Raw genomic sequence first — 14,264 nt, 5'->3', positions numbered from 1 at the left:
TCACGATGAACGACGGCACCAGCAGCTTCGTGGTGATCAGCCCGTTGAGCAGGCCGACGAGGAGGCCGAGGACGAGCAGCAGCGGGACCAGCCAGGGCGTGGTCGCGTCGTCCCCCGCGCCCAGCCGCGCGGCGACCACGACCCCCGCGGTGACCAGCGACCCCACGGACAGGTCGTAGCCGCCGGACACGACCACGAAGTACTGGCCGATCGCCAGGACCACCAGCGGCGCGGCGCTCTTGAGCAGCGCCAGGTAGCCGGCCGGCCCGGTGTGCGCGGGACCGGCGAAGGCCAGCGCCACCAGCAGGACGACGAGCACGACGAACACCGGGGCGGTCCCCTCGGCGAGGCGGGGGCGCCGCGTCACACCGACCTCCCGGGCAGCCGGCGGCGGGCGTACAGCGCCACGGCGGCGATGAGCACGACGCCCCGCACCACGTCCTTGAAGAACGGGTCGACGCCGAGGTCGTCGAACACGGTGTCGAGCGTCGCCAGGACGAGCACGCCGCCGATCGCGCCGACGACCCCGCCGCGACCGCCGGCCAGGGCGGTGCCGCCGAGCACGACGGCCGCGATGGACTCCAGGTCGTAGCCCGCGTCGGTGCCGACGTACGGCGCGCCCGACCCGAGCCTGGCGGCGAGGAACACACCGGCGAGGCCCGCCGCGAGCGAGCACAGCACGTGCGCGGTGACGATCGTCCGCCCGGTGCGGACACCGGACAGCCGGGCGGTGTCGACGTCACCGCCGACCGCGTACGAGTGGTAGCCGCCGCGGGTCCGCCTCAGGTACCACCACGCGCCCGCCGCGACGAGCAGCACCAGCAGCGCCGCCACCGGGACCGGCCCGACCCGGCCGTGGCCGAGGTGCTGGAACGAGCGCGGCACGCTGCCCGCCGGCCCGGTGTAGTTGTGCTCCAGGTACCCGCGCAGCACCAGGGCGACGCCGAGGGTGGCGATGAACGCGTTGGCCCCGAGGACCGTGATCACGAGCCCGTTGACGAGGCCGACGACGGCCGCGACGGCCAGCGCGAGCAGCACGCCGGGCACGACCATCGCGCCGCTGCCCGCCATGGTCTCGGCGGCCACCAGCGAGCACAGCCCGACCACGTGGGCGACCGAGAGGTCGAGCGAGCCGGTCACGACGACCACCGCCTGCCCGACCGCGACCAGGCCCAGGGCGGTGGCGCGGGTGAGGGTGTTGAGGACGCCGCCGTGGTCGAGCAGGACGCCGCCGTCGAGGGCCACGAGCACGCTGCCGACCACGAGCAGCGCGGCCAGCGCGGCGTACACCGCCGCGGTGGGGTTCAGGGCGGACCTCCCCGGTCGCGCGGCGCGCGCGGTCGGGCCGCGTCCCGGTACCGCGCTCACGCCGCCCCACCGGCCCCGAGCCCGGTGGCGAGCCTCATCACGGCCTCCTCCGACGCGCCCGCGGGCAGTTCGCCCGCCACGGCGCCCTCGTGCATCACCAGGACCCGGTCGCCCGCGCCGAGCAGCTCGGGCAGCTCCGACGAGATCATCAGGATGGCCATCCCGCTGCTCGCGAGGTCGCGCAGCAGCCGGTGGACGGCCTGCTTCGCGCCCACGTCGACACCGCGCGTCGGCTCGTCCACGACCAGCACCCGCGGCTCGACCGCGAGCCACTTGCCGAGCACGACCTTCTGCTGGTTGCCGCCCGACAGGTAGCGCACCTCCTGGTGGGGGCCGCGCGCGGTGACGGCGACCGCCTCCAGCAGCCGGGCGACGTCGGCCGACCGGCGGGCCGCCGCCCCGCTGAGCGCGGCCCGCCGCACGAGCAGGAGGTTGTCCCGCACCGACTGCCGCAGCGCCAGCCCCTCGCCCTTGCGGTCCTCGGTGACGTAGCCGATGCCGGCGCGGACGGCGGTGCGCGGCCGGTCGACGCGGACCGGCACGCCGTCCACCTCCACCGAGCCCGTGGTGAACGGCTCCACGCCGCAGATCGCCCGCGCCGTCGCGGACCTGCCGGACCCCTGCAACCCGGCCAGGCCGACGACCTCCCCGGCGCGGACCTCGAAGGTCAGGTCCCGCACCCGGTCGTTGCCCGCCGCGCGCAGCGCCAGCCGCACCTCACCCGTCCCGGTGCCGCGCGCCGGGTACAGGGCGTCGAGCGGGCGGCCGACCATCAGCCGCACGAGCTGGTCGGAGGTGGTGTCGGCGGTGGCCGAGGTCGCCACGAACGCGCCGTCCTTGAGCACCGTGACCCGCCGGCCGAGGTCGAACACCTCGCGCATCCGGTGGGTCACGTACAGGACCGCCATGCCCCGGTCGCACAGCCGCCGCACCAGCCGGTGCAGCAGGCCGACCTCGTGGCCGGCCAGCGCGGCGGTGGGTTCGTCCATGGCGAGCACCCGGGCGTCGGCGGACAGCGCCTTGACGATCTCCACCACCTGCCGCTGCGCGACGGGGAGCCGGGCGACGGGGGCCGCCGGGTCGACGGCCCCCGCGTCCAGCACGTCCAGCAGCCGCCGCGTCTCCCGCTCCATCGCCCGGTGGTCGACCCGGCCGCGCCGCACCGGTTCACGGCCCAGGAACACGTTCTCGGCGACCGAGCGGTGTTCGAGGAGCGCGAACTCCTGGTGGATGATCGAGATGCCCGCCGCGTGCGCGTCGCGCGGGGTGGCGAACGAGACCTCCTCCTCCCCCAGCACGATCCGCCCGGAGTCCGGTCGGTGGACGCCGGCCAGGACCTTCAGCAGCGTCGACTTGCCGGCGCCGTTCTCCCCGACCAGCGCGTGGACCTCGCCCGCCCGCAGGTCGAGGTCCACGCCGCGCAGCACGGGCACGCCGAGGAAGCTCTTGGTGATGCCCTCCAGCCGCACGTCCACGCGCAGCTCCCCTTCGCCTCCGGTGGGCACCCGGCCCACCCCGGTCGGAACGCGGTCAGAACTGGGAGATGAACCTCCACGCCTCGCCCTTGGTCCAGGTCCGGACGCCGCTCTCGGCGTAGGTGCCGTCGACCGGGCCGGGCATGTGGCCGTTGTCGAACGCGGCCCACTGGACGGGGTAGCCCGCCCGGCACGAGTACGTCGTGGTGACGTGGCTCATGCTGCCCTGCGCCGGTTCGCGCGGGCTCTGCGGCGCGCAGCCGTTGTTGGCGACGAACCTGTCCCGCAGCTGCCGGCCCGCGGAGATGTTGAGGACGTTGTCCGTGAGGCCGTGCAGGCCGAAGTACGCGATCGGCTGGCTGCCGCCGCTGCACCCGCTCAGCTGGGCCCCGGCGTAGACGACCACCGCCCGGAACACCGTCGCCCGGGCGCACGCGAGCGCGTAGCTCATGCCGCCGCCGTAGCTGAAGCCCATCGCGAAGCGCAGCTTCGGGTCGACGCAGAGGTCCGCCTCGATCCGCCTGATCATGTCATCGGTGAAGGTGACGTCCTCGCCGCCGGAGTTGGCCCAGCCGTTGCCGAGCCCCTGCGGCGCGACCAGGATCGCGCTGTTGTTCGACTGCTCCTGCATCCCGTAGTAGGACCACGAGGTCCCGCTCGTGCCGCCGGAGGAGACGTCGTTCATGGTGCCGCCCCGCCAGTGGAACCCGAAGACCAACCGGTACGGGCGGGTGTTGTCGTACCCGTCGGGCACGCGCAGGACGAAGCTGCGGCTCTTGCCGCCGCTCTGGATCGTGTGCGTGCCGCTGCGCAACGTCGGCGCCTTGCCGCAGCCGCTGCCGCCGGGGTCGCCGCCGCCGGTCACCTTGACCAGCTGCCACTGCTGGTTGCCGCCGCCGGTGTCGGCGTACTGGACGACGTTCGCGTTGTCCGCGGTGGAGGCCCCCTGGACCTCCACCGCCTTGCCGCTGTGCCGCGCGACCAGCCGCACGTGGCCGCCGTCCGAGTCGACCGGCCGGAACTGCTGGTTGGTGCCCCCGTGGTCGGTCCACTGCTGGATCGCGGCGCCGTCGGCGGTCGACGAGCCGGGCACGTCCAGGACCTTGCCGGAGTGCTTCGACCTGATCCGGTAGTAGCCGCTCCCGGAGTCCGCGAACTGCCACTGCTGGTTGGCCGCGTCGTGGCGCGTCCACTGCGTGATCCGCGCGCCGTCGGTGGTCACCGAGCCGGACAGGTCCAGCGCCTTGCCGCTGGTGCGGTTGACCAGGACGTACCACGCGCTCGTGTCGATCGTCGCGGCCGACGCCGGGGTCGCGCCGACCGCGGTGAGCGCGCCGGCCGCGAGGACCACCGCCGTCAGGGTGGCCGGCAGCGGTCGCCGCCGGCGGGTCGTCGGGGAGGCGGACGCCCCACCTGTGGTTGTCATCGTGCGCTCCTCCGGTTCGGGGCCCCGGTTCAGGGCAGGGTCCACCGCTGGTTGGTGCCGCCGTGGCAGCTCCAGACGATCAACTGGGTGCCGTCCGCCGACCCGCCGCCGTTGGCGTCCAGGCACCGGCCCGACTGCTGGTTCACCAGCGAACCGTTCGCGCCGGCCGCCCAGTTCTGGGCCGCGCCGCCGTTGCAGGTCCACAGGCGCACGACCGCGCCGTTGGCGCTGCCCGCCGCGTCCAGGCACTTGTCCAGCGCGCGCAACGTGGACCCGTTCACCGTCCAGCGCTGGTTCGCGCCGCCGTTGCACGTCCACAGCTGCACCCTCGCGCCGTCCGCCGTGCTGCCGCCGTTGACGTCCGCGCACTTGCCCGAGGAGCCCGTGATCGGCCCGGTGCGCGGGGTCGTCCCGCCCAGCTCCCTGATCCGGACGTTGCGGAACGACGCCTCGTCGTCGGGGCCGTGGTTCTGGAGGCCGATGTGCCCGGAGGCCAGGGACCGCGCCGGGTCGGTGTTGGTGAAGTCGTTGACCCGCACGCCGTTGAGGAACACCTGGAGGCGCTCGCCCTCGACCAGCAGCTCGAAGGTGTTCCACTCGCCGGGCGGGTTGAGCGCGGCGTCGCGCGCGGCCTGGTCGGCGGCCTTGAACCCGTAGACCGCGCCGGTGGTCCGGTCCTCGGCGTCGGAGGCGTCGATCTGCACCTCGTGGCCGTTGGCCAGCGCGGAGTTCGGGTCGGTGCCGGGCGGGAAGCCGATGACGACGCCGGAGTTGTCGTCGCCGGACACCCGCCAGTCCAGCTTGAGCGAGTACGAGCGGTACTCGCGCGCGCTGTTCCAGAGCATCCCCAGGCCGCCGAACGAGGTCAGCGTGTTGTCGGCGTTGGTGAAGCCGCCCGGCCCGGCCTGCGACCAGCCGGCGGTGGAACCGTTGTAGAGCGGGGTGTAGCCGTTCTCCGGTCGGCAGTCGGCCCTGGTCCGGTTGGCCGCGTACCGGATGCCCCCGAGGACCATCGCGCGGAACCCGGGCTCGGCGTAGCTGGACTGGCTGTGACCGCTGCCGGTGTAGAAGGAGCGCCCGCCCTGGACCGCCTTGCACCAGGTGTGCGGGTGGTCGGCCCCCATCGAGCCGCCGCTGTAGGTCGACTCGTCCAGGGTGGCCAGCACGCGGGCCGTGGACCGGACGCTGCCGCGGAAGTTGTACCACTCGTCGGTGCGGGTCCACGCCGGTGCGAGGTGCGCGGTGGCCGCGTGCGCCCGGTTCTCCACCCGGATCGTCGCCTGCTGCACCGCGGGGTGCGAGGTGAAGTAGGTGCCGACCAGCTCGCCGTAGAACGGCCAGTCGTACTCCGTGTCGGACGCCGAGTGGATGCCGACGTACCCGCCGCCGCCCCGGACGTAGGACTCGAACGCGGTCTGCTGGGTGGCGTTGAGCACGTCGCCGGTGGTGTTGAGGAACACCACGGCCTCGTACCGCGCCAGGTTGGCGGTGGTGAACTGGGCCGAGTCCTCGGTGGCGGTCACCGTGAAGCTGTTGGCCGCGCCCAGTTCCCGGACCAGCTGGGTGCCGGCCGGGATCGAGTCGTGGCGGAAGCCCGCGGTCTTGGAGAAGACCAGCACGTCGTACGGCGCGTCGGCCGCGGCGGCCGGCGGGGTGGAGCTGAGCGCGGCGACGGTCAGGGCCGCGGCGGCCACGCCGAGCGCGCGCCGGGCCAGCGGGCGTCTCGTCATCGGGTGTCTCGTCATCGGCTGTCCTCGCCGGTTCGTCGAGCGTGGGTCGGGTCGGTCAGGCTCCGGGTGCCCTGGCTCCGGGTGCTCGGGTCGGCGTCCGTCACGGCAGGGTCCACCGCTGGTTGGCGCCGCCGTGGCAGCTCCAGACGATCAACTGGGTGCCGTCCGCCGACCCGCCGCCGTTGGCGTCCAGGCACCGGCCCGACTGCTGGTTCACCAGCGAGCCGTTCGCACCGGCCGCCCAGTTCTGCGCCGCGCCGCCGTTGCAGGTCCACAACCGCACCAGGCTGCCGTCGGCCGTGCCGGCCGCGTCCAGGCACTTGTCCAGCGCGCGCAACGTCGTCCCGTTCACCGTCCAGCGCTGGTTCGCGCCGCCGTTGCACGTCCACAGCTGCACCTTCGCGCCGTCCGCCGTGCTGCCCGCGTTGACGTCCGCGCACTTGCCCGAGGAGCCCGTGACCGGCCCGGTCCGGGTGCCCGACGACGCGCCGAACGTGTAGGCGTCCACGTCGAACAAGGTGCCCGTGCCGCCCGCGAACGTCAGGTACAGCACGACCGTCCCCGTGGGCACGCCGGACAGCGCGGTGGACACCTCGGTGAAGGTCTCCCAACCGCCGGTCACCGGCACGGTCACCGTGCCCAGCACCGCTCCGGTGGGCGACCCGGTGCGCACGGAGATCGTGCCGCCCGCCCCGGCGGACGACACCCGGGCGGCGAACCTGGTCGTCCCGCCGAGCGCGTACGGCTCGAACGCGATCCAGTCCCCGTTCTGGATGTCGCCCACCGTGCGCCCGCCCTCGGCCGCCGCCTTGTCGTAGAGGCCGGTGCCGGACTGGGTCGAGTAGTGCTCGGCCTGGCGGTGCCGCAGCTGGAGCACGTGCTGCGTGTGGGTGGTCACCGGCGGCTGGCCGTTCGCACCGGAGTCGGTGTACTCGGCGTCGAACACCGCGAACAGGTTCGCCGCCGTGTCGTGCTCGCCGTCCACCGGGATCTGCAACGTGCCGGAGCAGCCGGTCCGCGAGGTGATCGGGTGCCCGTGGCTGTCGTGGCCGAGCACGTAGCTGACCTTCACCCTGGCGCAGTCGATCGTGCCGTCCTCCGGGTCCGAGGCCGTGACCGTGAACGGGACGCTGTCGCCGAAGCTGAACAGGGTGCCGTTGGCCGGTGTGTCGAGCCGGACCGTCGGCGCCGTGTTGCCCACCGAGATCGACACCGTGGCGGCCCCGGAGCGACCGCCGGGGTCGGTCACCGTGAGCGTCACCGCGTACTGGCCGTTGGCGGTGTAGGTGTGGGCGGGGTTGGCCGCGGTGGACCGGGTGCCGTCGCCGAAGTCCCACGAGTAGGACAGCGCGCCGCCCTCGGGGTCCGAGGAGCCGGCCGAGGAGAAGTTCACGGTCAGCGGCGCGCCGCCGGACGTGCGGTCGGCGGCGGCCCGCGCGGTCGGCGCGCGGTTGCCCGCCGGGTTGTACTCGATGCGGTAGAGCGCGGAGCTGGCGTCGCCGCTGCCCCAGCCGGTGCCGTAGTCCAGCACGTACAGGGCGCCGTCCGGGCCGAAGGTCGCGTCCATGACCTGCGTGCCGCGCCACGGGAATTCGCTGATCTGCCCGGCGGACCCGTCGGCGTTGACGTCGATGGTCTTGATCCAGCGGCGGCCGAACTCGGTGGCGAACACGTGCCCGTCCAGCGAGGCCGGGAACTTGACCGACGACGGGTTCGCCGCGTCGTACCGGTACACCGGCGCGCTCATCGGGGACTCCGAGCCGCAGCCGAACGCGGCGACCGAGCAGTTGTCGTACTTGATCCACGCCGCGCGGGCGGCCGGCAGGGTGCCCAGCCCGGTGTTGCGCGGGGAGTTGTTGACCGGGGCGGCGCAGTTGAACCGGTTCCCGGACGGCCCGGAGGGGAAGGTGTAGTCCACGTACGCCTCGGCGGTGGTGTTCGAGCCGACGCAGTAGGGCCAGCCGAAGTTGCCCGCCGAGGTGATCCGGTTGAACTCCACCAGGCCGGCCGGTCCGCGCGCGGAGGTGCTCGTGCCCGCGTCCGGCCCGTACTCGCCGAGGTGGATGGCGCCGGTGGGCTTGTCCACGTTGAAGCGGAACGGGTTGCGCAGGCCCATCGCGTAGATCTCCGGGCGGGTGTTGGCGGTGCCCTGTGCGAAGAGGTTGCCGGCCGGGATCGAGTACGACCCGTTGGCGTTCACCTTGATCCGGAGCACCTTGCCGCGCAGGTCGTTGGTGTTGCCGGCGCTGCGCTGGGCGTCGTAGGCGGGGTTGCGGTTGGTCCGCTCGTCGATGGGCGTGTAGCCGGCCGAGTCGAACGGGTTCGAGTCGTCGCCGGTGGACAGGTACAGGTTGCCCGCCGCGTCGAAGTCGATGTCACCGCCGACGTGGCAGCACATGCCCCGGTCGGTCGGCACGTCCAGCACGGTCACCTGGCTGGAGGTGTTCAGCGTGAAGTCGGCGTTGAGGGTGAATCGGGACAGCCGGTTGACCCCCTTCCACGCCGAGAAGTCCGTCCCGGTGGCCGGCGCGTCACCGGCGGGGGTGGACAGCGGCGGCGCGTAGAACAGGTAGACGTGCCGGTTGGAGGCGAAACCGGGGTCCACCCCGACGCCCTGGAGCCCTTCCTCGTCGTGCGTGTAGACCGGCACCGTGCCGACCACGGCGGTGACGCCGTCGGCCGTGGTGCGGCGCAGCGTCCCGTTGCGGGAGGTGTGCAGCACGGAGCGGTCCGGCAGCACGGCGAGCGTCATCGGCTCGCCCACCTCGGCGACCCCCCGGGCCAGTTCGACCTGCTGGAAGTCGGCCGGGTTGACCGCGTGCGCGGCGGCCGGCGCCGACGAGCCGACCACCGTCGCCACCACGCCGGCGGCCACGAGGAGGACGGCGGCCGACGCCGCCCTGACTCGGTGTCTCATGGCTGGCTCACACCCCTTGATGTCGTCTGGCGGGTTGGGCACGGTCGCGCGGCGGTCGTGCCGACAAGGCGCGGCGAAGTGGTCGCGGCCGAATTCCGCCGGGCGCGACGCGGTGCCGTGGTTCGACCCGGTGAAGAACCGGGGAGAATGGGAAAAGTGCTAAAAGCCGGGTGAACGGCGGACGTGAGCACGTCGATGTTTTCGCCGCACTGGGAAGTCTCCCTCGTCATCGTCGACGGGCGTGACCGGACCGTGCACCACGGGGGCCGGCACAACCGGGCCCCTCGGCACCGTAGCCAGCGGCAACACCACGAGTCAACGCTCAACGCTGCTAAAATTGTTAGCGCTAACTTGAGCACCGAATGGCCGAATGAGCGCTGATCCAACGGCTTCCGTACTCGACCTGGGGCGATTCCACGAGGTCACACGGCCGGATGTTGTTATCGCTCACAGAAAAGTGCCGGCGACGATTGACGGACGCGTCGAACGATGGCTACCTTGCCCGAAGGCTTCGGTTGAGCTGTGGGCGCCCCGCCTCCACGAGGGGCCGGCGACCCACCAGCCCGTCCGTCAACGATGACGATGGGACTTCCCGTGCGACGAACACCCCCGGCCCGCCGCGCACCGCGCGTCGAATCACCGCTCCCGATTCACCGGCGGGGACCACTGCCCTTTCCCGGAACGCGGTGACCGCGCGACGACGCCGCCGCGGCGAAACGCCCCCGTGACCAGCAGGTAGCGCGCAGAGGAGGTGACCATGCCCGGCCACGCCCGCACGTCCCGCCACGACTACGACGAGTCACGAGAGGATGTAAGCTGGTCGGGCGGTGTCGAGCCGCCACACTCTTCGGGTGACCCGTCACGAAGGAGCGGCGTTGACGGATGGCGCACTTGTCCCGGGGGCCGCGACCGGCGCGCCGGCCGGGCAGCAGGGCGCCACTCGGTCGAGCGAGCCGTACCGCCCCGGTTACGAGCTGGTGGCCGAGCAGATCCTCCAGCTCATCGCCGAGCTGGAGCTGCGGCCCGGCGACCGGATGCCGACCGAGAACGAGCTGGCCGCGCGGATGGGCACCAGCCGGACCGTGGTCCGGGAAGCGGTCAAGATCCTCTCCGCGATCGGGCGGGTGCGGGCGCACAAGGGGCGCGGTCTCTACGTGGCCGACGACGAGGGCATGCTCGGCTCCTCCCGCTGGGGCGGCTTCTTCCTGCCGACCAACCTCGACCACGTCTACATGCTCTTCGAGTTCCGCCGGGTCCAGGAGACCGCGGCCAGCAGGCTGGCCGCGATCCACGCGACCCCGGCGGAGCTGCGCGCCATCGGCGAGGCCGCCGAGACGTGCCGGCAGGGCCACCTGACCGACCAGGCCGCGCTGTTCGACCGGGGCGACGAGGACTTCCACCTCGCGGTCGCCGCCGCGTCGCACAACCAGTTCCTCGTCGCCGCGGTGCGCGAGGCCCGCCGCCTGCAGCACCAGTCGAGCACCATCGGCCTGCACGGCACCGTCGGCGGTCACGCGGCGGAGGCGGTCGAGGAGCACATCGCGATCTACCACGCGATCCGCGACGGCGACCCCGAGGCCGCCGCGCAGGCCGCCGCCCTCCACCTGGACAACACGCTCCAGGACTACCGCAGCGAGATCCAGCGCCGCCTCTTCGGCTGATCCCCCGGTGCCGGGCAGTTCCCCGGTGCCCGCGGCCGTGCCGCCGAACCCCCGCCCGGGTCGGCGACGGGTCCCGCGCGCCCCACGCCTGACACCCGCCACACCTGACACCCGCCGGGCTTGACGCCCGCCGGGGCCGACCGGCGACCCCGCCGGGCACCGACCTCCCGCACCCCCGCCGCCGCGCCATGCGACCAGTCGCTTCCCAGTGCCCCAGAGGAGTGGCCATGCGACACAGATCCACGCGCCTGTTCTCGATCCTGGGGTGCGCGCTGCTGATGATCGGGCTGACCTCGACGCCCGCTCCCGCGCACCCCGAGGGGTTCCACGTCCTGCTGTTCAGCAAGACCGCCGCCGGGGCCTACCGGCACGACTCGATCCCGGCCGGGATCACGATGTTCGAGCAGTTGGCCGCCCAGAACGAGTGGGAGCTGACCAGGAGCGAGGACTCGTCGGTGTTCAACGACGCCGCCCTCGCCACGTACGACGTGGTCGTCATGCTCCAGACCTCCGGCATGGTGTGGGACAACGACGCGCAGCGCTCCGCCGCGCAGAGGTACATGCGCGGCGGCGGGGGCTTCGTCGCGATCCACAACGCGACGGACATGAACGTCGAGCAGCAGTTCCCGTGGTGGGACCAGGTCCTCGGCGCCACCATGACGCAGCACTCGGCCACCGTGTCCGGCACCGCCAAGGTCGCCGACCGCAAGCACCCGTCCGGCACCGCGCTGCCGGACCGGTGGACGCGCACCGAGGAGTGGTACAACTTCACCCGCTCGGTCCGCGGCAACGCGCACGTGCTGGTCACCGCCGACGAGACGACCTACGACCCCGGCACGAGCCGGATGGGGTACGACCACCCGATCTCGTGGTGCCGCAACTTCGAGGGCGGCCGGCTGTGGGCCACCGCCATGGGGCACCAGGCGTCCAGCTACTCCGAGCCCCTGTTCCGCGAGCACGTCAAGGGCGGGGTGGAGTCGGCGGGCGGCAAGGTCCAGGCCGACTGCGGCCCCACCGCGTGGAGCAGCTTCGAGAAGGTGACGCTGGACGACAACACGGTGGGACCGGCGGCGCTCGACGTCGCCGGGGACGGCCGCGTGTTCTACGCGGAGTACGGCGGCCGGGTGAAGGTCTTCAAGCCGGACACCCGCACCACGGTCACCGCGGCGACCCTCAGCGTCTACACCGGCGGCGAGGACGGCCTGACCGGGCTCGCCCTCGATCCCAACTTCGCCACCACCAGGTGGGTCTACCTGATGTACTCGCCCGCCGGCGGCGGCGAGGACATCGCGCGGGTCTCCCGGTTCACCGTGAACGGCGACGCGCTGGACCTGTCCAGCGAGCGGGTGGTGCTCAAGGTCCCGTCGTCGCGCCAGGCCCCGGAACCGGGTCACACCGGCGGGTACCTCGCGTTCGGCCCGAGCGGCAACCTCTACATCGGCACCGGCGACGACGTCCAGCCGCACCGCTCCGACGGTTACGCGCCGATCGACGAGCGGCCGGGCTGGGCGAACAACGACGTGCAGGGCACCTCGGCCAACACCAACGACCTGCGCGGCAAGATCCTGCGCATCCACCCGGAGGCGAACGGGACCTACACCGTCCCGGCGGGCAACATGTTCGCTCCCGGCACGGCCAGGACGAAGCCCGAGATCTACGCGATGGGCTTCCGCAACCCGTTCCGGTTCTCGGTGCACCCGACGACGGGCGTGGTCTACGCGGCCGACTACGGCCCCGACGCGGCCAACGACAACGCGAACCGCGGCCCCGGCGGGACCGTGGAGTGGAACGTCATCACCTCGCCCGGCTTCTACGGCTGGCCGTACTGCATCGGCGACAACATCCCGTTCAACGACTACAACTTCGCCACCGGCCAGTCGGGCGCCAAGTTCAACTGCGACCGGCCGGTGAACAACTCGCCCAACAACACCGGGCTCACCGAGCTGCCCGCCGCGCGCAAGGCCGACGTCTGGTACGGCAACGGCGCGAACGGCAACAAGTTCCCGGAGATGGGCAGCCCGTCGGGCGGCGAGGCGCCCGGCGCGTTCCCGGTCTACCGGTACGACGCGAACAACCCCTCCCCCACCAAGTTCCCGGCCTACTTCGACCAGACGCCGTTCTTCGGCGAGTGGTCGCGCAACCGGATGTGGGAGTTCCGGGTCGGTCAGGACGGGAAGCTGTTGAAGATCAACGACTTCCTGCCGAACCTGCCCTTCAAGTCGCCGCTGGACATGAAGTTCGGCCCGGACGGGGCGATGTACCTGCTCGAATGGGGCTCCGGCTACGGTCGGGACAACCCCGACTCCGGGCTCTACCGCATCGACTACAAGAGCGGCGACCGCAGTCCGGTCGCGACCGCGACGGCGACGCCCACCTCCGGTTCCTCCCCCCTGGCGGTGCGGTTCTCCAGCGCCGGCTCCGGTGACCCCGAGGGCGGCCCGGTGACCTACCGGTGGGAGTTCGGCGACGGCGGCACGTCCACCGAGGCCAACCCCGCGCACACCTACACGGCCAGGGGGCAGTTCAACGCCAAGCTCACCGTCACCGACGCGGGCGGGAAGTCCGGCGTGACGAACGTGATCGTGACCTCGGGCAACACCGCGCCCACGGTCAACCTGAGCGTCCCCGACGGCGGTGTGTTCGGCTGGGGCGACACGATCCCGTACACCGTCACGGCCACCGACCCCGAGGACGGCACCGCCGACTGCGCCAGGGTGACCACCACCCCCGCGCTGGGCCACGACCAGCACGGGCACGACCTCGCCCCGATCCCCGGCTGCACGGGCACGTTCAAGGCCGAGACCGACAGCGCGCACGCCGAGCTGAACTCGTTCTGGGTGGCGGCGAGCAGGTACACCGACAACGGCGCGACCGGCGTGCCCGCGCTGGAGGGCAGCCGGAAGGTGCTGCTGCAACCCAAGCGCAAGCAGGTCGAGTACTTCACCGGCTCCTCCGGCGTGCGGGTCGTGGCGCAGTCCGGCGCGGAGTCGGGCGGCCGGGTCGGCGACATCGGCAACAACGACTGGGTCTCGTTCACCCCGTACAACCTCACCGGCGTCAACCAGGTGTCCGTGCGGCTGTCCTCACCGGGCGGTGGCGGGTCGATCGAGCTCCGGGCCGGTTCGCCGACGGGGGCGCTGGTCGCGACGGTCCCGGTCCCGAGCACCGGCGGCTGGGACAACTACGCGAGCACGCCCGCGGTGAACGTCACCAACCCCGGCGGCACCACGGAGCTGTTCCTGGTGTTCAAGACCGGCACGGGCACCACCTACGACGTCGACTCGATGACGTTCGTCGGGCCGGGGGTCGGCACGCCGGGCACCGGCGGCGGGACGGGCCGGGTCGTCGGCGTCGGCGGCAAGTGCGTCGACGTCAACGCCGCCGGCACCGCCGACGGCACCAAGGTCCAGCTGTGGACCTGCAACGACGGCGCCAACCAGCGGTGGACGCGCGCCGGGCAGACGCTCCAGGCCCTGGGCAAGTGCCTCACCGTCAACGGCGGCAGCACCGCGGACGGCGCGCTGGTGCAGCTGTGGAGCTGCAACGGCTCGGCGGCCCAGAACTGGTCGGCGCAGTCGGACGGCACGCTCCGCAACGGCACCAAGTGCCTGGACGCCAACGGCGGCAGCTCCGCCGACGGGACGCAGCTCATCACCTGGACCTGCAACGGCGGCACCAACCAGCGGT

Annotated in this window: 7 protein-coding genes and 1 pseudogene; 2 read left to right on the top strand and 6 right to left on the bottom strand. The window is 72.7% G+C overall.

The window, feature by feature from the left end; translation table 11 throughout:
* From ACR807_RS37240 to ACR807_RS37215, 6 genes and pseudogenes are all read right to left on the bottom strand, one after another.
* Positions 1 to 367, bottom strand: a 367-nt coding sequence (locus tag ACR807_RS37240; protein ID WP_438926213.1) for an ABC transporter permease subunit, incomplete at its 3' end; no start/stop codon positions are given.
* Positions 364 to 1,308 carry an ABC transporter permease gene (locus ACR807_RS37235; RefSeq protein ID WP_438926214.1) on the bottom strand — a complete coding sequence of 315 codons (945 nt, stop codon included), beginning with the start codon at positions 1,306 to 1,308 and terminating at the stop codon, positions 364 to 366. The genes ACR807_RS37240 and ACR807_RS37235, both read right to left, overlap by 4 nt.
* Before the next feature lie 56 nt (positions 1,309 to 1,364).
* On the bottom strand, positions 1,365 to 2,873 hold the full coding sequence (locus ACR807_RS37230) for a sugar ABC transporter ATP-binding protein (RefSeq protein ID WP_438926212.1): 1,509 nt from the start codon (positions 2,871 to 2,873) through the stop codon (positions 1,365 to 1,367).
* A gap of 28 nt (positions 2,874 to 2,901) precedes the next feature.
* Positions 2,902 to 4,203, bottom strand: a pseudogene (locus tag ACR807_RS37225) (RICIN domain-containing protein); the annotation flags it as partial.
* Between the two features lie 95 nt (positions 4,204 to 4,298).
* Positions 4,299 to 5,999, bottom strand: a complete 1,701-nt coding sequence (locus tag ACR807_RS37220; protein WP_438926211.1) for a ThuA domain-containing protein — start codon at positions 5,997 to 5,999, stop codon at positions 4,299 to 4,301.
* A 100-nt stretch (positions 6,000 to 6,099) separates the two neighbouring features.
* Positions 6,100 to 8,916 carry a PQQ-dependent sugar dehydrogenase gene (locus ACR807_RS37215; protein WP_438926210.1) on the bottom strand — a complete coding sequence of 939 codons (2,817 nt, stop codon included), beginning with the start codon at positions 8,914 to 8,916 and terminating at the stop codon, positions 6,100 to 6,102.
* Positions 8,917 to 9,791: 875 nt separating this feature from the next.
* Between ACR807_RS37215 and ACR807_RS37210 the strand changes: the two genes are divergently transcribed.
* Both ACR807_RS37210 and ACR807_RS37205 read left to right on the top strand, forming a co-directional pair.
* Positions 9,792 to 10,577, top strand: coding sequence for a FadR/GntR family transcriptional regulator (locus tag ACR807_RS37210; RefSeq protein ID WP_438926209.1), 786 nt, complete (start codon positions 9,792 to 9,794; stop codon positions 10,575 to 10,577).
* A gap of 227 nt (positions 10,578 to 10,804) precedes the next feature.
* A partial coding sequence (locus ACR807_RS37205; protein WP_438926208.1) for a ThuA domain-containing protein occupies positions 10,805 to 14,264 on the top strand: 3,460 nt, incomplete at its 3' end.

The sequence above is a fragment of the Saccharothrix sabaoui genome, assembly GCF_051756985.1.
Lineage (GTDB): Bacteria > Actinomycetota > Actinomycetes > Mycobacteriales > Pseudonocardiaceae > Actinosynnema.
This window is presented reverse-complemented; position numbering and strand designations above follow the sequence as displayed.